The sequence below is a fragment of the Streptomyces sp. NPDC052301 genome, assembly GCF_044593395.1.
Lineage (GTDB): Bacteria > Actinomycetota > Actinomycetes > Streptomycetales > Streptomycetaceae > Streptomyces.
Genome location: NZ_JBIUBE010000019.1, coordinates 38845 through 58078, shown reverse-complemented (window position 1 = coordinate 58078; position 19234 = coordinate 38845). Strand labels below are relative to the sequence as shown.

At 70.8% G+C, this 19234-nt stretch carries 16 protein-coding genes; 10 read left to right on the top strand and 6 right to left on the bottom strand.

The genetic code is table 11. The features are described 5' to 3' along the window. Positions 1–138: 138 nt before the first annotated feature. On the bottom strand, positions 139–333 hold the full coding sequence (locus ACIHEJ_RS36300) for a hypothetical protein (RefSeq protein ID WP_400141921.1): 195 nt from the start codon (positions 331–333) through the stop codon (positions 139–141). A 572-nt stretch (positions 334–905) separates the two neighbouring features. Between ACIHEJ_RS36300 and ACIHEJ_RS36295 the strand changes: the two genes are divergently transcribed. The 9 genes from ACIHEJ_RS36295 to ACIHEJ_RS36255 all read left to right on the top strand — a co-directional run bounded on the left by ACIHEJ_RS36295 (position 906) and on the right by ACIHEJ_RS36255 (position 11879). Next, positions 906–4781, top strand: a complete 3876-nt coding sequence (locus ACIHEJ_RS36295) for a nitrate- and nitrite sensing domain-containing protein (protein WP_400141920.1) — start codon at positions 906–908, stop codon at positions 4779–4781. A gap of 9 nt (positions 4782–4790) precedes the next feature. Further along, the gene (locus ACIHEJ_RS36290) at positions 4791–5204 is read left to right on the top strand and encodes a roadblock/LC7 domain-containing protein (RefSeq protein WP_014675212.1); all 414 of its coding nucleotides are present in this window, start codon (positions 4791–4793) and stop codon (positions 5202–5204) included. A 111-nt stretch (positions 5205–5315) separates the two neighbouring features. Beyond that, on the top strand, positions 5316–5714 hold the full coding sequence (locus ACIHEJ_RS36285; protein WP_009190816.1) for a DUF742 domain-containing protein: 399 nt from the start codon (positions 5316–5318) through the stop codon (positions 5712–5714). Next, complete coding sequence (locus tag ACIHEJ_RS36280) at positions 5695–6270, top strand: ATP/GTP-binding protein (RefSeq protein ID WP_184970470.1); 576 nt, start codon at positions 5695–5697, stop codon at positions 6268–6270. The genes ACIHEJ_RS36285 and ACIHEJ_RS36280 overlap by 20 nt, the downstream gene beginning before the upstream one ends. Positions 6271–6650: 380 nt before the next feature. Continuing rightward, positions 6651–9878: a nitrate- and nitrite sensing domain-containing protein gene (locus ACIHEJ_RS36275; RefSeq protein ID WP_400141917.1), complete on the top strand. Its 3228-nt coding sequence runs from the start codon at positions 6651–6653 to the stop codon at positions 9876–9878. A gap of 10 nt (positions 9879–9888) precedes the next feature. Further along, on the top strand, positions 9889–10302 hold the full coding sequence (locus ACIHEJ_RS36270; protein WP_004983065.1) for a roadblock/LC7 domain-containing protein: 414 nt from the start codon (positions 9889–9891) through the stop codon (positions 10300–10302). Positions 10303–10396: 94 nt separating this feature from the next. After that, entirely contained in the window at positions 10397–10966 is a 570-nt protein-coding gene (locus ACIHEJ_RS36265) for a DUF742 domain-containing protein (RefSeq protein ID WP_366012002.1), read from the top strand. Beyond that, positions 10947–11528, top strand: a complete 582-nt coding sequence (locus ACIHEJ_RS36260) for an ATP/GTP-binding protein (protein WP_026248371.1) — start codon at positions 10947–10949, stop codon at positions 11526–11528. Before ACIHEJ_RS36265 ends, ACIHEJ_RS36260 begins: the two co-directional genes overlap by 20 nt. 84 nt (positions 11529–11612) lie before the next feature. Then, positions 11613–11879 (top strand): hypothetical protein, encoded by a 267-nt coding sequence (locus ACIHEJ_RS36255; RefSeq protein ID WP_400141915.1) that lies wholly within the window; start codon positions 11613–11615, stop codon positions 11877–11879. Positions 11880–11939: 60 nt separating this feature from the next. On the opposite strand, the gene ACIHEJ_RS36250 is transcribed toward ACIHEJ_RS36255, so the two are convergent. The 4 genes from ACIHEJ_RS36250 to ACIHEJ_RS36235 all read right to left on the bottom strand — a co-directional run bounded on the left by ACIHEJ_RS36250 (position 11940) and on the right by ACIHEJ_RS36235 (position 16794). Beyond that, positions 11940–12134: an acyl-CoA carboxylase subunit epsilon gene (locus ACIHEJ_RS36250; RefSeq protein WP_400141913.1), complete on the bottom strand. Its 195-nt coding sequence runs from the start codon at positions 12132–12134 to the stop codon at positions 11940–11942. 57 nt (positions 12135–12191) lie between these two features. Next, positions 12192–13787 carry an acyl-CoA carboxylase subunit beta gene (locus ACIHEJ_RS36245; RefSeq protein ID WP_400141911.1) on the bottom strand — a complete coding sequence of 532 codons (1596 nt, stop codon included), beginning with the start codon at positions 13785–13787 and terminating at the stop codon, positions 12192–12194. Between the two features lie 154 nt (positions 13788–13941). Then, complete coding sequence (locus ACIHEJ_RS36240) at positions 13942–16248, bottom strand: polysaccharide lyase 8 family protein (RefSeq protein ID WP_400141909.1); 2307 nt, start codon at positions 16246–16248, stop codon at positions 13942–13944. Between the two features lie 30 nt (positions 16249–16278). Then, positions 16279–16794: a hypothetical protein gene (locus ACIHEJ_RS36235; RefSeq protein ID WP_400141907.1), complete on the bottom strand. Its 516-nt coding sequence runs from the start codon at positions 16792–16794 to the stop codon at positions 16279–16281. A 227-nt stretch (positions 16795–17021) separates the two neighbouring features. Between ACIHEJ_RS36235 and ACIHEJ_RS36230 the strand changes: the two genes are divergently transcribed. Then, positions 17022–17630: a YceI family protein gene (locus tag ACIHEJ_RS36230; protein WP_400141905.1), complete on the top strand. Its 609-nt coding sequence runs from the start codon at positions 17022–17024 to the stop codon at positions 17628–17630. A gap of 217 nt (positions 17631–17847) precedes the next feature. Here the strand turns inward: ACIHEJ_RS36230 and ACIHEJ_RS36225 are convergent, their stop codons facing one another. Then, positions 17848–19224, bottom strand: a complete 1377-nt coding sequence (locus tag ACIHEJ_RS36225; RefSeq protein WP_400141903.1) for a hypothetical protein — start codon at positions 19222–19224, stop codon at positions 17848–17850. Positions 19225–19234 lie beyond the last annotated feature (10 nt).

Here is a 19234-nt window from a genome sequence, read left to right as displayed (position 1 = left end):
TAGCGCCGCCGGACAGGTGTTTTCCGGTGCCGCGGGGCCCCGGGCGAAGTGCCGGGAACCGCCCGGAACGCGAGCGCGGCCGGGAGGACCACCGCGGGTGCGTGATCCTCCCGGCCGCGCTCGGCCGGGTCTGCCGGGTTACTCTCCGGACGCGGCGGCGGCGCCCACCGGGACCTCCATCAGGACGGTGCGCCTGGGGTTGGCCGTCTGGGCGGGAAGGTCGACGGAGTGCTCCGGGGACGCGATCGTCTGCAGTTCGTCGGCGTCCTCGAGGTGCGCCAGGGTCGTGCGTCGCGGGTTTGCGATCTTGTGGAACATCATCGTCGTCTTCACCGTTGTCGTCCTGTGCCCTCTGGTCGAGTGGGTTTGCAGAGTCGTCCCTCTTGTAAAGCGTCAGGCTAAACATCCGATTCCCCGTCGATGACGCCAACTGGCCGCCGCAGGCATGTGAGTTTGCTCACGAAGTCACGGACGAACCGGTCAAATCGGGCCCGCAAATCGGCCCATCGAAACGGACATTGACCCCCTGAAGGCATCATTCCGCTCCTGATCATGGCGACTGGGACACCGCAGCCCCCTCGACGACTCGCAGGGATACGCCCGTTATGCACCGAATCAGGCTCCACGGCTGGTAACGCGTCACTCACACGCCGTCACGGAGGTCACAGCTCGGGACACGGCCCTTGTTGGAGATCCGGCACTGTGCTGGAATTCCACGGACCGCCGCGGGATCGAGCCGGCGCGCAAGGGCGCAACGCAGCGCCGGGTGTGGCGGTGAGAGTAGGGGGAACCAGCGCCGGTCACTCCAGACCACCGGGGGGCGTATTCAGGGCGCTCTCCAGAACGCCGACACCGTGTTCCTCCGTTCGCGCGGAGGGGCGCCTGGTCCAGAGGTTGCGACGCTAGTGCAGGGACGTTTCAAGAGGGATGGCAGCGCTTCGGCGGAGCCGGAGTCGCACGACAGGACTGGCCCCATGAAGGGCAGCTCCTCGCCCCAGCACGCCCACAACCAGGGCCCGGCCCCGTCCGGAGACGGCGGTGACCGCGGCGGGCGCCCCGGTCCGTCGGCCTCGTCGGGCACCACGGCGGCCACCAATTCCGCCGGCGCCACGCCGACCGTGAAGGCCCCGCAGGGCCCCACCGGTCCCGGCTCGCGCATGGCCCTGCGCAACTGGCGCATCTCCACGCGCCTGGTGTCGCTGCTCGCGCTGCCCGTGGTCGCGGCGACCTCGCTCGGTGCGCTGCGCATCAGCGACAACATGAACGACATCCAGCAGCTCGACAACATGAAGCTGCTGACGGACATGACCAAGCAGGCCACCGAGCTGGCCGCCGCGCTCCAGGACGAGCGCGACCAGTCCGCCGGTCCCCTGGCGCACGGCCTCACGGTGAACAACTACGAGGTCAAGGGCTACCAGGAGAAGACCGACCGGGCCCGTTCGAACTTCCAGAACGCGGCCGAGGAGATCGACGCCGCCAGCAAGCAGGGCAACCTGCAGGGCGTCCGTGACAACCTCGTCGGCCTCTTCAACCAGCTGGACCAGCTGGCCAAGATCCGCAAGAACGCGTACCAGCAGAAGGACAACTCGACCCAGACGATCGAGTCCTACCACCGGCTGATCACCCAGCTGATCGGCCTCTCGGAGGACATGGCCGAGGCGTCCAGCAACCCGGAGATGATCCAGCGCACCCGCGCCCTGGCGGCCTTCTCCACCGCCAAGGAGTACGCGTCGGTGCAGCGCGCCGTGATCGCCGCCGCCCTGCCCTCGACCCCCAGCGGCAAGAGCAACCTCTCCGACAACGACCGCCTCTACGGCGAGTCGGCCTCCGAGAGCGAGAGCTCCGAGATCTCGATCTTCCGCAAGATCGACACCGCCGAGGACCCCGAGGAGCTGCTGAAGCCGATCGACCAGGGCAACCCGACGATCCAGGCCGCCGACCTGTACGCCAAGCGCGCGCTCGCCTCCCCGGAGGGTCTCGGCCAGCAGACCGCGCGTTCCTACCGCGACTGGGTGGACGACAGCTCGACCAAGATCGAGCAGATGAAGAAGATCGAGCACACGCTGCTCGAGGACATGGAGCAGAAGGCGCGCGAGCTGAAGAGCGCCACCCAGCGCGACGCCATCATCTCCGGTGCGCTGATCCTGCTCGTGCTCGGCGTGTCGCTGGTGGGCGCGTTCGTCGTGGCCCGCTCCATGATCCGCTCGCTGCGCCGGCTGCAGGAGACCGCGACCAAGGTCGCCCAGGAACGCCTGCCCGAGCTGGTCAAGCAGCTGTCGGAGTCCGACCCGCAGGACGTCGACACCTCCGTGGAGTCGGTCGGTGTGCACTCCCGGGACGAGATCGGCCAGGTGGCCACGGCCTTCGACGACGTGCACCGCGAGGCGGTCCGCCTCGCCGCCGAGCAGGCCCTGCTGCGGGGCAACGTCAACGCGATGTTCACCAACCTCTCGCGCCGCTCCCAGGGTCTGATCCAGCGCCAGCTGTCGCTGATCTCCGAGCTGGAATCCCGCGAGGCCGACCCGGACCAGCTGTCCTCGCTGTTCAAGCTCGACCACCTCGCGACGCGTATGCGCCGTAACGGTGAGAACCTCCTCGTCCTCGCGGGTGAGGAGCCCGGCCGCCGGTGGACCCGCCCGGTCCCGCTGGTCGACGTGCTCCGCGCCGCCGCGTCCGAGGTGGAGCAGTACGAGCGCATCGAGCTGGCCGCCGTGCCGACGACCGAGGTCGCAGGCCGGGTCGTCAACGACCTCGTGCACCTGCTCGCCGAGCTGCTCGAGAACGCCACCTCGTTCTCCTCGCCGCAGACCAAGGTCAAGGTCACCGGTCACGCGCTGCCCGACGGCCGCGTCCTGATCGAGATCCACGACACCGGTATCGGCCTCTCCCCCGAGGACCTCGCGGCGATCAACGAGCGGCTCGCCTCGCCGCCCACCGTGGACGTGTCGGTGTCCCGCCGCATGGGTCTGTTCGTGGTCGGTCGTCTGTCCCAGCGGCACGGCATCCGCATCCAGCTCCGCCCGTCCGACTCCGGTGGTACGACCGCGCTGGTCATGCTGCCCGTGGACGTGGCCCAGGGCGGCAAGAAGCCCGCTCCGGGCAAGCCGGGCGCGCCGGCCACCGGTGGTCCCGCCGCCGCGCAGGCCGCGGCCGGTGCGGCCGCGGCGCGCCGCGCGAACGGCGGCAACGGCCAGGGCGGCGCCCTCGGTGGCGCCCCGTCCGGCGGTGGACTGCTCGGTGCCGGTCCGGGCCCGCGCGGCCAGGTCGGCTCCGGCCAGGGTCCCCGGGCCGCGCTGCCCGGCGCGGGCCAGGGCGGCCGTCCCGGTGCGCCGGGCAATGCCCGGGGTCCGCAGGGCGGTCCCGGTGCTTCTCAGCAGGGCCGGCCGGCCGCCGGTGCCGGTGCGGGTGGCTTCGGCTCCCCGGCCGCCGGCGCCACGCAGGGTCTGCAGGCCGCGAACCCGGGCGGGGCCCAGCAGGACGCCTTCGGCGGCCGTGGCTCGCAGCGGCCCGGTGCCCGCTCCGAGCGGGGCCGTCAGCCCCAGCTGCCGCCGCGCGGCGGCTCGCGGCCCGAGCTGCCCGGCGGCGACCAGCAGCGCACCCCGGACTGGGGCCCGGCCCAGACACCGCTGTCGCGGGCCTCGATGGACGCTCCGCGCGGCCACGACGAGCAGGACCCGACGCAGACCGCACGCATGCCGCGTGTCGACGACCGGCAGGGCCCGGGCTCGACCTCGGAGATACCCCGGATCGACGCCCAGGGTCCGTCCGCCACGGGCGAGTTCCCGCGCGCGGACCTGAACGGCGCCCAGAGCACGGGCCAGTTCCCCCGCCCGGACCTCTCCCAGCAGCCGGGACGGTTCGGCCACCGGGACACCTCCCAGACCACCGGCCAGTACGGCCGGCCGGACGACACCCAGACCACGGGTCAGTACGCGCGGCCGGAGGACCCCCAGCAGACGGGTCAGTTCGCGCGCCCGGACAGCCCGCAACCGCCGGGCCGGTTCGACGGCCTCGGTACCCAGCAGGGCACGGATCCGTTCGTCCGCTCCGACGTGTTCGGCACGCCGGCGCCCGGGCGGCAGGACGACGCCCCGCAGAACATGGGTTACGACACCGGCCAGTTCGCGGCCCCGCAGGCGTACGACGGCGGTTTCGACTCCGGATCCACCGGACAGCACGCGCTGCCCGGCCGCCAGGGCCCGGCGCACACCGGCCAGTTCGAGCGCCCGCAGTCGGGCGGCCGGAACGACTTCGGCACCCCGCGCCCGCAGGCCCCGCAGCAGCAGCGCCCCGTGCACCGCGAGCCGGAGGCCCTGCCGCCGGCCAGCGGCCCGATGGACGGCCGTACCCCGCTGTACGACACGCTGGAGACCAACTGGTTCCACGGTCAGCAGCAGGAGAGCGCGCCCGCGCCGCAGCAGCCGCAGCAGTCGCAGGCACCCGCCCCGGCTCCGCAGCGCCCCGCGGGCGGCAACGGCTCCACCACCGGCTCCTGGCGCACCTCGCCGAACGACGAACTCGTCCGGCAGGCAGAACGCGTCCGACAGCCCGCGTCGGGCGGGATCACCACGTCCGGCCTGCCGCGCCGCGTACCCCGGGCGAACCTGGTCCCGGGCACCGCACAGCAGCAACAGCACCAAGCCGGTCCGCAGGTCTCGCGTGCGCCTGACGACGTACGCGGACGGCTGACCAATCTCCGTCGGGGCATCGCTCAGGGCCGTCAGGCCGGCAGCGGCCAGACCGGCAGCTACCCGAGCCCCACTCACCAGCAGGAGCGTTAGTTGAGTCCGATGAGCCAGGCGGCACAGAACCTGAACTGGTTGATCACCAACTTCGTGGACAACACCCCCGGGGTGTCGCACACGGTGGTGGTCTCCGCCGACGGCCTTCTGCTGGCGATGTCCGAAGGTTTCCCGCGGGACCGCGCCGACCAGCTGGCGGCCGTCGCGTCCGGTCTGACCTCACTGACGGCCGGGGCTTCCCGGATCTTCGAGGGCGGCACGGTGGCGCAGACGGTCGTCGAGATGGAGCGCGGCTTCCTCTTCCTGATGTCCATCTCGGACGGGTCGTCCCTCGCGGTCCTGGCCCATCCCGAGGCGGACATCGGTCTCGTCGGCTACGAGATGGCACTGCTCGTCGACCGCGCGGGGGCGGTACTCACCCCGGACCTGCGCGCCGAACTCCAGGGAAGTCTGCTTCACTGACCGCCCCGGCACCACCCACCTCACAAAAACACCGTCCGGCCGCCACGATCCCCCCACCGGCCCCCGACAGACGGCTCGACCGACCGACTTGCTGTCCCGCCCGGAGGATTCATGACCCCGCCCACCGCCCATCACGATCCGTACGCGGAGCCGTACGGTGACGAGGGCGATCAGCCGCTGGTCCGTCCGTACGCGATGACCGGCGGCCGGACCCGGCCGCGTTACCAGCTCGCGATCGAGGCGCTGATCAGCACCACGGCCGACCCGGCAGCGCTCATGGGACTGCTCCCTGAGCACCAGCGCATCTGCCACCTGTGCCGGGAGGTCAAGTCGGTCGCGGAGGTCTCCGCGCTGCTGGCCATGCCGCTCGGGGTGGCCCGGATCCTGGTCGCCGACCTCGCCGAGGCCGGCCTGGTCGCCATCCACCAGCCTGGTGGCGACGAGAACAACGGCGGCGCTCCGGATGTGACGCTGCTCGAAAGGGTGCTCAGTGGACTTCGCAAGCTCTGACGCGGGTCGGGCCACCACCTCCGCGAAGATCGTGGTGGCGGGCGGCTTCGGCGTGGGCAAGACCACGTTCGTCGGCGCCGTCTCGGAGATCAACCCGCTGCGCACAGAGGCCGTGATGACGTCCGCTTCGGCCGGCATCGACGACCTCACCCACACCGGGGACAAGACGACGACCACCGTCGCCATGGACTTCGGCCGCATCACCCTGGACCAGGACCTGATCCTGTACCTCTTCGGTACGCCGGGCCAGGACCGTTTCTGGTTCATGTGGGACGACCTGGTGCGCGGCGCGATCGGCGCGGTGGTGCTCGTGGACACCCGGCGCCTCGCCGACTGCTTCCCGGCCGTCGACTACTTCGAGAACAGCGGCCTGCCGTTCGTCGTCGCCCTCAACGGCTTCGACGGCCAGCAGCCCTACGCCCCCGAGGAAGTACGGGAGGCGCTGCAGATCGGCCCCGACACCCCGATCATCACGACGGACGCGCGCCACCGCGCGGACGCGAAGAGTGCGCTGATCACGCTGGTGGAGCACGCCCTGATGGCACGCCTGAAGTAGCACTCAAGTACGACCTGCCGTACGGCAGTTGTCGTAAGAAGATCGGAGCCGACTGTGGCCTTTGACACGGTCGGCTCCGGTGTTCATAACAGTTCGGCAGAGGAATCGCCCGGTGTCACCACGCGACGCGGTCGAGTGGTGCCGCTGCGCTCACAAACGCCCCGCCTTTTGGCGGGGCTCGCTCTTTATGACCGTTTTATCTGGGACTTACAACGGTCGCGTCACAAGGTTTCCACTGTTTGGAAGTGCGCTGGTCCACGTGCTGGAATGCCTGAACTGCCCAATGGTCAAAGACGTACCCCGTAGTGGTCTGCGACGAACCGGGCTCTGAGAGACTGCGGCACGACGTAGGTGCCGACCGCCGAGAGGTTGTTGGTCGAGTGAGGCGAAGCAAGAACGGTCCCGAGCCGTCGGCGCGGGGCAACTTCACCCCGCCGCCGCGCGCTGCGGCGCCCAGTCCTGTGCCCGGTGCGGAACCGACGGCCACTCCCGCGTCGAGCGGCGGCCGATTCTCCCCGCGCAACTGGCGGGTGCCGACCCGGCTGAACGCGATCCTGCTCATACCCGTGGCGGTCGGTCTCGTCATGGGCGGCTTCCAGGTGAAGAGCTCGATCGACACCTGGCAGAACGCGCAGGACGCCGAGAACACCGCGCGCCTGGTGCGGGCCTCCCTGTCCTACGCCAACGCCCTGGAGAACGAGCGGGACATCACCGCCGGCCCCCTGCTGGCGGGCAAGGCCGCGAGCGCCGAGGACAAGAAGACGATCTCCGCCGCCCGCGCGGCGACCGACAAGGCCGCCGACGTCTTCGACGAGGCCGCGCAGAACGCGCCGCACACGTCCGGCCTGGACCGCCGGCTCAAGCTGTTCCACAAGGCCGAGCCCTTCCTCAAGACGCTGCGTGCGGGCGCGTACACCTCGAACTTCACCGGAGTGCAGACCGAGGAGGGCTACGTCAAGGTCGCCCACCCGCTGATGGAGTTCGCCAACGAGCTCGGCCTGGGCACCGGAAACATCACCTCCTACGGCCGCACCGTCTACGCCATCTCGCTGACCAAGGCGGCGCTGTCCCTGGACCGCTCGATCGGCACACACATGCTGGTCAAGCCGGGTCCGGACGCCCCGAACCTGACCAGCCAGCGGGTCGCCCTCACCTCCTACGCCTACCTGGAGGGCATCGCCGTCGAGGAGTACCTCGGCGGTGGCACCCAGGCCGACGCGGACAGGCTGGACGCGGAGAAGGCGGACATCCAGAGCAAGGCCGCCGCCATGGCGCAGCAGGCCAAGGCCGCCAACCCCCGCTACGTCCCGCCGCCGTCCGACCCGCAGGACATGGTCACGGAACTCGCCCAGCTGGGCTCCACCGACCTGGCCGCGCGCCAGCAGCTCGCCGTCAAGGGCATCACGGCGCAGAACTGGTGGGCGGTCAACACGCTCAAGTTCGACGCCTACCGCCAGATCGAGTCGGACATGGCCGACAAGGCGGTGAACGAGGCCTCGGCCATCGCCGACGACGCCAAGGCCTCGGCCATCACCACCGGTGCCGTGGTCGTGATCGCCCTGCTCGCGGCGTTCATCCTGGCCGGTCTGGTGGCCCGCCAGATGAGCCGCTCGATGCGCCAGCTGCGCAACGCGGCCTTCGGCATCGCCGAGCAGCGGCTGCCGATGCTGGTCGACCAGCTCTCCCGCACCGACCCCGGCCGGGTCGACACCCGGGTCGCCCCGATCCCGATCACCACCAAGGACGAGATCGGCGAGGTCGCCCGCGCCTTCGACCAGGTCCACCGCGAGGCGGTCCGGCTCGCCTCCGAGCAGGCCCTGCTGCGGGGCAACATCAACGCGATCTTCACCAACCTGTCGCGCCGCAACCAGTCGCTGATCGAGGGCCAGCTGACCCTGATCACCGACCTGGAGAACAACGAGGCCGACCCGGACCAGCTGGAGAACCTCTTCCGGCTGGACCACCTGGCCACCCGTATGCGCCGCAACGGCGAGAACCTCCTGGTCCTCGCCGGCGAGGAGCCCGGCCGCCGCTGGGACCAGCCGGTCCCGCTCGTCGACGTGCTGCGCGCCGCCTCCTCCGAGGTGGAGCAGTACGAGCGCATCGAACTGTCCGGCGTTCCCGAGGCCGAGATCCACGGCCGCGCGGTCACCGACCTCGTGCACCTGCTGGCCGAGCTGCTGGAGAACGCCACCACGTTCTCCTCCCCGCAGACCAAGGTCCGCGTCACCGCGACCCGGCTGCCCGACGGCCGTGTCATGATCGAGATCCACGACAAGGGCATCGGCCTGACGGCCGAGGACTTCGCGGACATCAACCACAAGCTGGCCAACCCGCCGACCGTGGACGCCGCGATCTCCCAGCGCATGGGCCTGTTCGTGGTCGGCCGTCTGTCCGACCGGCACGGCATCCGCGTCCAGCTCCGCCCCTCGGGCGAGCAGGCCGGTACGACCTCGCTGGTCATGCTGCCGGACGCGATCACGCACGGTGGCGGCGGCGAGGCCCCGCTGGACCGCGAGGAGTTCACGGTCTCGCAGATCATCCCGGAGCAGCAGTTCCAGGGTGAGAGCTTCGACCACGTGCAGCCGATGCGCACCGCAGCCGAACTCGGCTTCGACGACAGCCGGTACACGGAGGTCCCCGACGACCTCCGCGACCTGGACCCCGTCGGACGCTCCCTGATGCGCGAGGAGCGCCGCGCCGCCCTGGAGGCCCAGACCCACGGCCAGCCGCAGCAGGAGGGCGCCGAGGCGTCCGCCGGCTACGCCGACCCCTTCGACGGCCGGCAGGGCTACCAGGAGCAGCAGCAGCCGTACGAGGAGCAGTCCTACCAGGAGCAGCAGCCGCAGCAGCAGTCGTACGAGGAGCAGACGTACGCGGAGCCGCAGCAGGCCTCCTACGCGGAGCAGACGTACGAGAAGCCGTACGAGGAGCAGTACTACGCGCCGAACGGCGGCTACCCGGACCCCGCGTATGCGGAGCCTGCCCAGGCCCCGTCCTTCCAGGACGACTGGCCCCAGCAGCCGCAGCAGGACGGCTACCAGAACGGCTACCCGGCCCAGTACGCTCCGGAAGCGGAATCCCCGCAGGCCGCTGACGCGAGTGAGCGGAACCGCGTAGGCTTCGACCGTCCGGGACCGGCCTCTCCCGCCGCCCACGAGCTGACCGACGCCGGGCTGCCCCGCCGCGGTTCCACCGCGAGCGGTTCCCCCGGCACCGGCCGCACGAACGGCACGGCGCACGTGCAGCAGGAGGCATCGGCTCCCGCGGCGACTCCCGCTCCGGGGAGCAACGGTGACAGCGGCTGGCGCTCGGCGAACGACGAGCGGTGGCAGCAGGCCTCGCAGCTCCGGAAGCCCAAGGCAGGCGGGGTCACCGCCTCGGGCCTGCCGCGGCGGGTGCCCAAGGCCAATCTGGTCGAGGGTTCCGCCGAGACCACCCCTCAGGGAGGCCCCCAGGTCTCCCGCGCCCCGGAGGACGTCCGGGGCAGGCTGAGCAACCTGCGTCGAGGCGTCCAGCGCGGACGCAACGCAGGCAGTGAAACGAACGGCCAGGCCACTAGGAATCAGCACAGTGGTCCTGACAGCACCTACAACCAGGAGCGTTAGTGTGAGCCCGATGAGCCAGGCGGCACAGAACCTGAACTGGTTGATCACCAACTTCGTGGACAACACCCCGGGGGTGTCCCACACGGTGGTGGTCTCCGCCGACGGACTCCTTCTGGCGATGTCCGAAGGCTTCCCCCGCGACCGCGCCGACCAGCTCGCGGCCGTCGCCTCCGGTCTGACGTCTCTGACGGCAGGCGCCTCCCGGATCTTCGAGGGAGGCAGCGTGAATCAGACGGTTGTGGAGATGGAGCGGGGATTCCTCTTCATCATGTCCATCTCCGACGGTTCGTCGCTCGCGGTCCTGGCCCACCCGGAGGCGGACATCGGCCTCATCGGGTACGAGATGGCCCTTCTGGTGGACCGCGCGGGCACGGTCCTCACCCCGGATCTCCGTGCGGAGCTCCAGGGGAGCCTTCTCAACTAGTAATCGGACGGTGCGTATTCGCGTCCTGGGGCCGTAAGGTTTCGGGACGCGGCTCCACACGGATGGGTGCCCGGCGCAGTCGGAGGAGGAGAAAGTGGCAACACCCCCAGGCGGTTCGTCTTCGGGTAACTGGTCGTACGGCCCTGCCCAGGGCCATGGCGACGGTTCGGCGAACCGGTACAACTTCCCCTCCGCCCCGGGCCACCACCAGCCGTACGCCCCGCAGGGCCCCGGCCCCTCGCCGTACGACCAGCCGCCGGCCCCGCGGATCCAGCCGGTACAGCCCCAGCGCCGCCCCGAGCCGGCGCCGGCCTCGGCGTCCAACAACCCCTTGGTGCGTCCGTACGCCATGACCGGCGGCCGGACCCGCCCGCGCTACCAGCTCGCCATCGAGGCACTGGTGCACACCACCGCCGCTCCGCACCAGATGCAGGGCCAACTGCCCGAGCATCAGCGGATCTGCAACCTGTGCCGGGAGATCAAGTCGGTGGCCGAGATCTCGGCCCTGCTGACGATCCCCCTCGGCGTGGCCAGGATCCTCGTCGCCGACTTGGCGGAGGCGGGCCTGGTCGCCATCCATCAGCCCGGCGGCGACGAGAACGCCGGTGGCCAGCCAGACGTGACACTGCTCGAAAGGGTGCTCAGTGGACTTCGCAAGCTCTAGCGGCGGTCCTTCCCGCTCCACCACCTCCGCGAAGATCGTGGTGGCGGGCGGCTTCGGCGTGGGCAAGACCACGTTCGTCGGCGCCGTCTCGGAGATCAACCCGCTGCGCACAGAGGCCGTCATGACGTCCGCTTCGGCCGGCATCGACGACCTCACCCACACCGGGGACAAGACGACGACCACCGTCGCCATGGACTTCGGCCGCATCACCCTGGACCAGGACCTGATCCTCTACCTGTTCGGCACCCCCGGACAGGACCGCTTCTGGTTCATGTGGGACGACCTGGTGCGCGGCGCGATCGGCGCGATCGTGCTCGTGGACACCCGGCGCCTCGCCGACTGCTTCCCCGCGGTCGACTACTTCGAGAACAGCGGCCTGCCGTTCGTCATCGCCCTCAACGGCTTCGACGGCAACCAGCCGTACAACCCGGACGAGGTCCGCGAGGCCCTTCAGATCGGCCCCGACACCCCGATCATCACGACGGACGCCCGCCACCGCGCGGACGCCAAGTCGGCGCTGATCACGCTGGTCGAGCACGCTCTGATGGCGCGCCTGCGGTAACGCCGCCGCCCCGGGGAACCGACGTGAGCTCCTGTCTCTCTTCCTGAGGGACAGGAGTTTTTGTCATCGGCAACGGGGATGATCGTGATCCAGATCGACGGTTGGGGAGCCCTGGTGTGGGCTGCGGTACTGCTGGCGCCGAGCGCGCTGGTGTCCTCGGCCCTGCTGTTCCCGCTCCGGGCGCGGCTGCGCAACAGGCTGGTCCTCGGGTGGCTGACCGTGTTCCTGACCGCCGTCCTGCTGCCCCTGTGGACCCCGGGCCTGCACATGGCCTCGTTGTGGCCGGCGGTCTGCGTGGCGACGCTGTCCGTCCCCTTCAGCCTGTGGCGGCGCCGGCGTCTCCGCCCCTGAACACACCGCAGCCCCGCCCTCCCGGAGGAGAAGCGGGGCTGCGATCACGCGCGGGAGAACTCAGTGCCAGCTGTGCGGGGCACGGAAGCCGCCCTCACGCTCCAGGCGGCGCCAGCCGGCCTTGGGGCGGCCTCGGTGGGTCTGGGCGGAGTCGGCGGGGCGGGCGGCCGCACGGGCCAGGAGGACGGCCGTGATGGCGGCGACTTCCTCGGGGTCTGCGTGGCCCTTCTCGACGCGGATGTCAGGAGTGCTCATGGGTGTCAGTCTCCGTGAGTGTGAGGTCCGCGGGGTTGCCGCGGCGGGTCCGCTCGGTTACTGCGGGGGGTTGCCGTGCTTCCGGGAGGGGAGGTCGGCGTGCTTGGTGTGCAGCATCGCCAGGGACTTGGCCAGGACCTCGCGGGTCTCCGCCGGGTCGATGACGTCGTCCACCAGGCCGCGCTCGGCGGCGTAGTAGGGATGCATCAGCTCGGCCTTGTACTCCTTGACCATCTTCTGCCGCATCGCCTCGGGGTCCTCGGCCTCGGCGATCTGTCGGCGGAAGATGACGTTCGCGGCGCCTTCCGCGCCCATGACGGCGATCTCGTTGGTCGGCCAGGCGTAGGTGAGGTCCGCGCCGATCGACTGGGAGTCCATGACGATGTAGGCACCTCCGTACGCCTTGCGCAGGATCAGCGAGATCCTCGGCACGGTCGCGTTGCAGTAGGCGTACAGCAGCTTCGCGCCGTGGCGGATGATTCCGCCGTGCTCCTGGTCGACGCCGGGGAGGAACCCCGGAACGTCCAGGAAGGTGACGATCGGGATATTGAAAGCGTCACACATCTGGACAAAGCGCGCAGCTTTTTCACTCGCCTCGATGTCCAGGACACCCGCGAGGACCTGCGGCTGGTTGGCGATGATGCCCACCACCTGGCCGTCCAGCCGGGCGAGCGCGCAGATGATGTTCCGCGCCCAGCGCTCGTGGACCTCCAGGTACTCGCCGTCGTCGACGATCTCCTCGATGACCTTGGCCATGTCGTACGGCCGGTTGCCGTCCGCCGGGACCAGGTCGAGCAGGGCGTCGCTGCGGCGGTCCACCGGGTCGGAGGAGTCCACCCGCGGGGGGTTCTCGCGGTTGTTCTGCGGCAGGAGCGACAGGAGGTAGCGCACCTCGGCGATGCACGTCTCCTCGTCGTCGTAGGCGAAGTGGCAGACGCCGGAGGTCTCCGCGTGGACGTCGGCACCGCCGAGCCCGTTCTGGGTGATCTCCTCGCCGGTGACCGCCTTGACCACGTCCGGGCCGGTGATGAACATCTGCGAGGTCTCACGGACCATGAAGACGAAGTCCGTCAGAGCCGGGCTGTAGGCCGCGCCGCCCGCGCACGGGCCGAGCATCACGGAGATCTGCGGGATGACACCCGACGCCTTGGTGTTCCGCTGGAAGATGCCGCCGTAGCCGGCGAGGGCGGAGACGCCCTCCTGGATCCGGGCGCCGGCGCCGTCGTTCAGCGACACCAGCGGCGCACCGGCCGCGATGGCCATGTCCATGATCTTGTGGATCTTGGTGGCGTGGGCCTCGCCCAGCGCACCGCCGAAGATCCGGAAGTCATGGGCGTAGACGAAGACGGTACGGCCCTCGACCGTGCCCCAGCCGGTGATGACACCGTCGCTGTACGGCTTCTTCGCCTCCAGGCCGAACCCGGTCGCCCGGTGCCGGCGCAGCTGCTCGACCTCCTGGAAGGACCCCGGGTCCAGGAGCAGCTCGATCCGCTCCCGCGCCGTCAGCTTGCCCTTGGCGTGCTGCGCCTCGGTCGCCTTCTCGCTGGGGCCGGCCACGGCCCGGGCACGAATCTCGTGCAGCTCGGCGACCCGTCCGCGCGCGTCCGTCGGCTCACCGGTCGGCTCACCCGTCGTCTCTTCCAAAACGGTCATGTAGCGACCTTACGAAGGACACCAAGGAATGCGAGCCGTCGACTCCGTACAGTCTCCGGCCCGTTTTCCTGGTACCAGTGAACAGAACCGGGGCGGCATGCAGCCGTTCCGACTGCTCAGAGGGCATCGCTGTTGTAGAGGGGCCACAAAGGCGTCACCTGAGAGCCACCTCACAAACGCGGGTGGAACATGCCATCCCCGGAGTGACACGGAGCCTCAGACGGCGGTCCGCCTCGAGCACCTCGACCCCGTCGCCGGCACGGACGACGGAGCGCACCGGACGGTCCCAGACGATCTCCAGCGGCACCCCCGTGCGGGGTGGCTCGCTGACGCGGACGCCGGCGGTCCGGCCCCGGCGTACGACGAGGACGCTCGAGCCCGCCGAGGCGGTCAGGGCTCCCACCGTACCGGCCCGCCAGAAGTTGGCCGCGGTGAGGCCCAGCCGGGGTGCGGCGACGGCCTGACAGGTGGTGTCGTTGGCGAGGACGGTCGGCCGGTGCCGGTCGGCGGCCCGGGCCGCGGTCTCGGCGCGGGTGGCGCCGGGCAGCAGGACGTACACGTAGCAGGCGTCGGCGGGGTCGGTGCCGTGATCGAGCCACAGGGTCTGCCAGCGCCGGGTGCGCCGCTCGTCGGTGCCGCCGGCGTTGATGTCGGACCAGGCGCCGGTGCGGTTCTCACGGAGGGCCCGCAGCTCTCCTCCGCACGGCAGGATCCAGCCACCGTGGTCCTCCAGATGGGCCCACCCCCGGCCCCGTACGAAGGCCTGCGTGCCGGCCTCCCCCAGGTTGCGGTTGTCCACGACCGTCTCGACCGGGACGCCGTCGGCGCAGGCGATCCCGGCGCCGAGGCAGACCACGGCATCGTCGAGGAAGAACCAGGACTTGTGGGCCCGCAGGGTGGAGCCGAGAACTTCGAGATGCTGGCCCACGGCCGCGTACACCCCGTCGGTCGTACCGCCCACCCACCGCACGTCCGGCTTGGGCGCACCCCATTCACCGCCGGCCCCGTCGGGCAGGCGCCGGGTGGACACGGTGGTGCCGGGCAGCCGGTACCAGTCGACGGTCGGCCAGAACCAGTCGGTGTACTGGTCGCTGTGCCCCCGCGGCCACCAGTACAGCATTCCGGCCCCGGTGTGCCAGCCGCGCGGGTTCTCGCCGTTGCCGCACTCGTAATGGGCGATGCGGTCGCTCGCCGTCGAGAGCGCCGCGGTGAAGCGGGAACGGCGGTGAACCGCACGGTCCATGGCCGGGAAGAGCCTGTGCCCGAGGGGTTCCGCGACCGCGGGTGCGCCCGACTCGGCGACGGCGTGCAGCCGCGCGAGATCCCCCACGTCGAACTGGGCAGAGGTCAGGAGCGGAGCGACCGTGTCCCGTTCGATCCACCCCTTCACCAGCCCGTACCACCGCCTGCGCCGCGCCTCGTCGGCGCCGCCCGCGAGCAGCGCGACGGCGGCGACGAGAGCGTGCCCGTGCCAGTGGTCGCTCCGCATGACGCCCGAGTCGTCATCGCGCTGCCGGCCCCGGCTGATGGCACGCCCGTTGACGCAGTCCATCACCAGCCCGTCATGGATGAGCGGCGCGAAGGCGTGCTCGACCCCGTCCAGGACGTTCTCGCGGGCGGGGTCGGTGACCTCCCAGGGCGACCCGGCGAGGAGGGCGAACAGCCGCCCCAGGCCGTCGAGCAGGACCTGTCCGTACGTCCCCGAGTAGGCGACCCAGGTGTGCTGCACGAAAGAGCCGTCGGCGTAGAGGCCGTCACCTTCCGCGACATACGGGAAGACCGGCGAGAGGGCGTCCCGGGCCAGGGCGATCCGGCCGGCGTCCCGGCCGAGGATGCCGCGCAGGGCGACGGAACGGCACAGATCGACGCGGTTGGCCCCGGTGGAGGTGCCGGAGTAGTCGGTGAGCATCGAGTCCGGGACGAAGTGGTCCACGGCGGCGCAGGCCGCCACGACACGGTCGTCACCGACCCGTTCGTACAGGGCGGCGGTGATGTCCATGAGCAGGCGGGGGCTGCCGATCTGCCATTCCCACCAGTTGCCGTAGCGGGCGGTCGAGGGGTTGTAGACGTCGGCGGAGAGGTGATCGAGCCCCCGCAGCACGGCCCGGAGGAGTCCTGGATCGCCGGTGACACCGGTGCCCGGCTGGACGTAGGCCTGCGTCATGATCCACAGCCGGCCGTAACTGAAGGTGATACCGGCCGGCGGGTCGAAGGGACGGCCGGGCCAGAGAGAGCCGACACCGGGGGCCATACCGGCCGCGAACTCACGGGCCTGCGCACCGAGTTGGGCGAGCCGTGCGGCGTACGGCTCGCGGGCCGGATCGTAACCCGTCCCGAGAGCGATGCCGATCCAGCGGCGGCGCAGAGCGCCGTAGGCATCACCGTCGTCGGCCCGCACGGCGAAGGACAGGACCGGAACGAGGGCGGTGGCCAGCAGCAGTGCGCGTCGGGTCAGCCCCATGGGCCGGTCACCGCCCTCTCTCACTCCGCTTCAGCAGCCGCCGCAGTTGTAGTAGAGGGCGTCCCAGTGGTTGCCCTCGTCGGCGTAGATGTTGCCGGAGCCGGACTGCCACTGCGGGTAGCCGTCGCCACGCAGGCCGATGTAGCTGAAGTTGTTCTTGATGTACGCGGTGATGCAGGTGTTCTTGCCGTAGTCGAGCTTGTAGCCGTTCCAGTGCGAATAGGTGCCGGAGGCGTGGCCGGCCTCGGTGCCGCCGGTGATGTTGAGGGCGCAGCCGCTGGCCCGCTTCAGGGTCTGGGCGCCCTGGGCGGTGGCGAGGTTCAGCTGGTCGAAGGACGTGCAGGTGGAGTTGTTGCGGTCGGTGCAGTTACCGGAGGACGACCAGGTGATGCCGACCTGGCGGAACATCGACTCGGCGGTGGCCTGGCTGATCTTGGTGACGGCGAAGGCATCGGTGGCGGTGCCGACGACGGCGACGCCGGGGGCGACGACGAGGGCGAGCGCGGTCAGGACGGAGCGGAGCCTCATGGCTTTCCTGAGCTTCATGGGGACCTTCCTGCGGTCGGGCCGGGTTCCTGGTGGGGGGCGGCGTTGCAGGCGGTGCACGCAGATGGTGCCCGAGCTCTACGCGCGTCCGCCAGAGGGCGTACAGACGTCACCCCACGCAACCGCAGAAACACGCTGCGGATGATGTTGAAAACCGAACCGAATAGGGTTACCGTCGAAGACGCAAGGTTGTTTAACGTTCAACTGACACTTTCCTGGAGCACATCATGGGCATCTTCAGCCGCAAGGACAGCACCGCCCCGACGACCGCCGCGCCGGCCGCACCGGCCCCCGACCTGTCCGCGCTGACCGGCGACTACACGATCGACCCGGCGCACACCAGCATCGGCTTCGTGGCCCGCCACGCCATGGTCACCAACGTGAAGGGCAGCTTCCAGGACTTCACCGGCACGCTGCACCTGGACGGCGGGAACCCCGCCGACTCCACCGCCACGCTCGACGTGCAGATGGCGAGCATCGAGACCGGCAACGCCGACCGCGACGGTCACCTGAAGTCCGCCGACTTCTTCAAGATCGACGAGTTCCCGACCATGACCTTCCGCTCCACCAAGGCGGAGGCCCTCGGCGGCGACGACTACCGCATCACCGGCGAGCTCTCCCTCCTCGGCGTCACGAAGACGATCAGCATCGACCTGGAGTTCAACGGCGCCGCGAAGGACCCGTTCGGCAACGACCGCGTCGGCTTCGAGGGCAAGACCGAGATCCTGCGCTCGGAGTGGGGCCTGACCTGGAACGCGGCCCTGGAGACCGGCGGCGTCCTGATCTCCGACAAGATCAAGCTGATCTTCGACATCTCGGCGATCAAGAACGCCTGACCGGCGCGCGACGGGCAGATGTGTGCCACCCCAGGGCGACGGCCCGGCCCGCCAACGATCGTGCGGGAGCGGGGGACCGACGACCGGCGGCGGCGGTGAGGGAGCGGCTGGGTCCACCGGGGACCGACCGGGAGGCATGGGCGAAGGGGCGGCGGACCGCCCCTTCGCACCTCTTGAGCCCTCGCATCAGCACCCGGAGCAGAGCCCTCCCACCGGATCAGAACCCCCCACCGAAATCTCCCCCACCGCCCCCGTCTCCCCCGCCCCCGTCGAACCCCCCGCCGTCCCCGAACCCGCCCCCGAAGTCCCCGGGGTCGAAGTCCGTGCCCGAGACGTCCCCGCCCTGGTACCCGTCCCCGAACCCACCCCCGAAGTCTCCGTACCCCGCCCCGTACGCCGCCGCATACGACGGCGCCGCCATCATGCTGCCCAGCACCGTCCCCACCAGCAGACCGGGCAGCAGGCCGCCGCCGAAGTAGCCGCCCGCCCAGGGGCCGTAGGCGGGGCCCGCGTCCCAGTAGGGGCGGCGGCCGTAGTCCGTGTCGACCTCACGGATCACCGGGTCGCGGCCGTCGGCCAGACGGGTGGCGTCCGCCGCGCAGACCGGGACCTCGCGGGGGGCGCCGCCCGGCGGGGACCAGGCGGCGTCGGTGACCGAGGGGCCGTGGCGGGGGTCGAAGAAGCAGGGCGGACGGCGTTCGGGAAGGGGGCTGCCCGCGCGGCGGGCGGCCAGTTGGGTGAGGGAGAAGCGGCCGTCCTCCAGGGCCTGCGTGACCGTGCGGACGTCCTCCGGCTTCGCCGCTTCGGCCATGCGCTGCTTGGCGGTCTCGTAGGAGTCCAGGGCCCGCTCGTAGTCGGCGCGCATCGCGTCGTCGGCACCCGGTTCCGCGGGATGGAAGTCCAGGCGGTCCAGTTCCTCGCCGAAGGCCGTGATGTCCTCGTTCACGACCACCCGCAGCCGGTCCAGGGCGGCCCGCTGTTCCTCCTCGCGGCGCCGGCGGCCGCGCCGGACCATCGCGTACGCGCCCGCGCCGCCGGCCACCAGCACAGCCCCGATCACGATCAGTGCCGTACCGGACGAGCCGCCGCCCGTACCGGACGAGCCGCCCCAGCTCCGCGGCGCACGGCCCCCCATGTTGGCGAGCGCGCGGTCGGCGAAGTCGGTGAGCTGGGCCTTGGCGCTCTCGCCCTGGACACTGGCCACGAGGTTCTGCCGGGCCGTCGGCGACATCACGGAGGAGTCGGCGCGGGCGTCGAAGCGGTCGCCCAGGCGGATGCCGTACAGGCCGGTGATGCCGGTGGCCGCACGGAGCCCGGAGAAGAGGCCGGCCGTCGGATAGCCGGCCGGGAGCACCACGACGAACAGCGGTTTGTTCGCGTCCTTGATGCGTTTCGCGAGCGCGTCGGCGTCCGCCTTCGGCAGCTGGGCCGAGGCCGCCGGGTCGACGTAGACGGGGCCCTTGCGGAGGGCCTGGGCGATCGTGGAGATGCTGGTGTCCGCGCTCGCCCCGGGGGCGAACAGCGCCGCCACGACCAGCACGAGCGCGGCCAGCATCAGTGCCGGGAGGCTTCGGGTCCGCAGGACGGCCTTCATTCTTCGAAGC

Coding starts and splice junctions, on each gene's coding strand:
- ACIHEJ_RS36290 (WP_014675212.1), top strand. CDS start 4,791: ATGAGCCAGGCGGCACAGAACCTGAACTGGTTGATCACCAACTTCGTG.
- ACIHEJ_RS36285 (WP_009190816.1), top strand. CDS start 5,316: ATGACCCCGCCCACCGCCCATCACGATCCGTACGCGGAGCCGTACGGT.
- ACIHEJ_RS36270 (WP_004983065.1), top strand. CDS start 9,889: ATGAGCCAGGCGGCACAGAACCTGAACTGGTTGATCACCAACTTCGTG.
- ACIHEJ_RS36250 (WP_400141913.1), bottom strand. CDS start 12,134: ATGAGCACTCCTGACATCCGCGTCGAGAAGGGCCACGCAGACCCCGAG.
- ACIHEJ_RS36245 (WP_400141911.1), bottom strand. CDS start 13,787: ATGACCGTTTTGGAAGAGACGACGGGTGAGCCGACCGGTGAGCCGACG.
- ACIHEJ_RS36240 (WP_400141909.1), bottom strand. CDS start 16,248: ATGGGGCTGACCCGACGCGCACTGCTGCTGGCCACCGCCCTCGTTCCG.
- ACIHEJ_RS36235 (WP_400141907.1), bottom strand. CDS start 16,794: ATGAAGCTCAGGAAAGCCATGAGGCTCCGCTCCGTCCTGACCGCGCTC.
- ACIHEJ_RS36230 (WP_400141905.1), top strand. CDS start 17,022: ATGGGCATCTTCAGCCGCAAGGACAGCACCGCCCCGACGACCGCCGCG.
- ACIHEJ_RS36225 (WP_400141903.1), bottom strand. CDS start 19,224: ATGAAGGCCGTCCTGCGGACCCGAAGCCTCCCGGCACTGATGCTGGCC.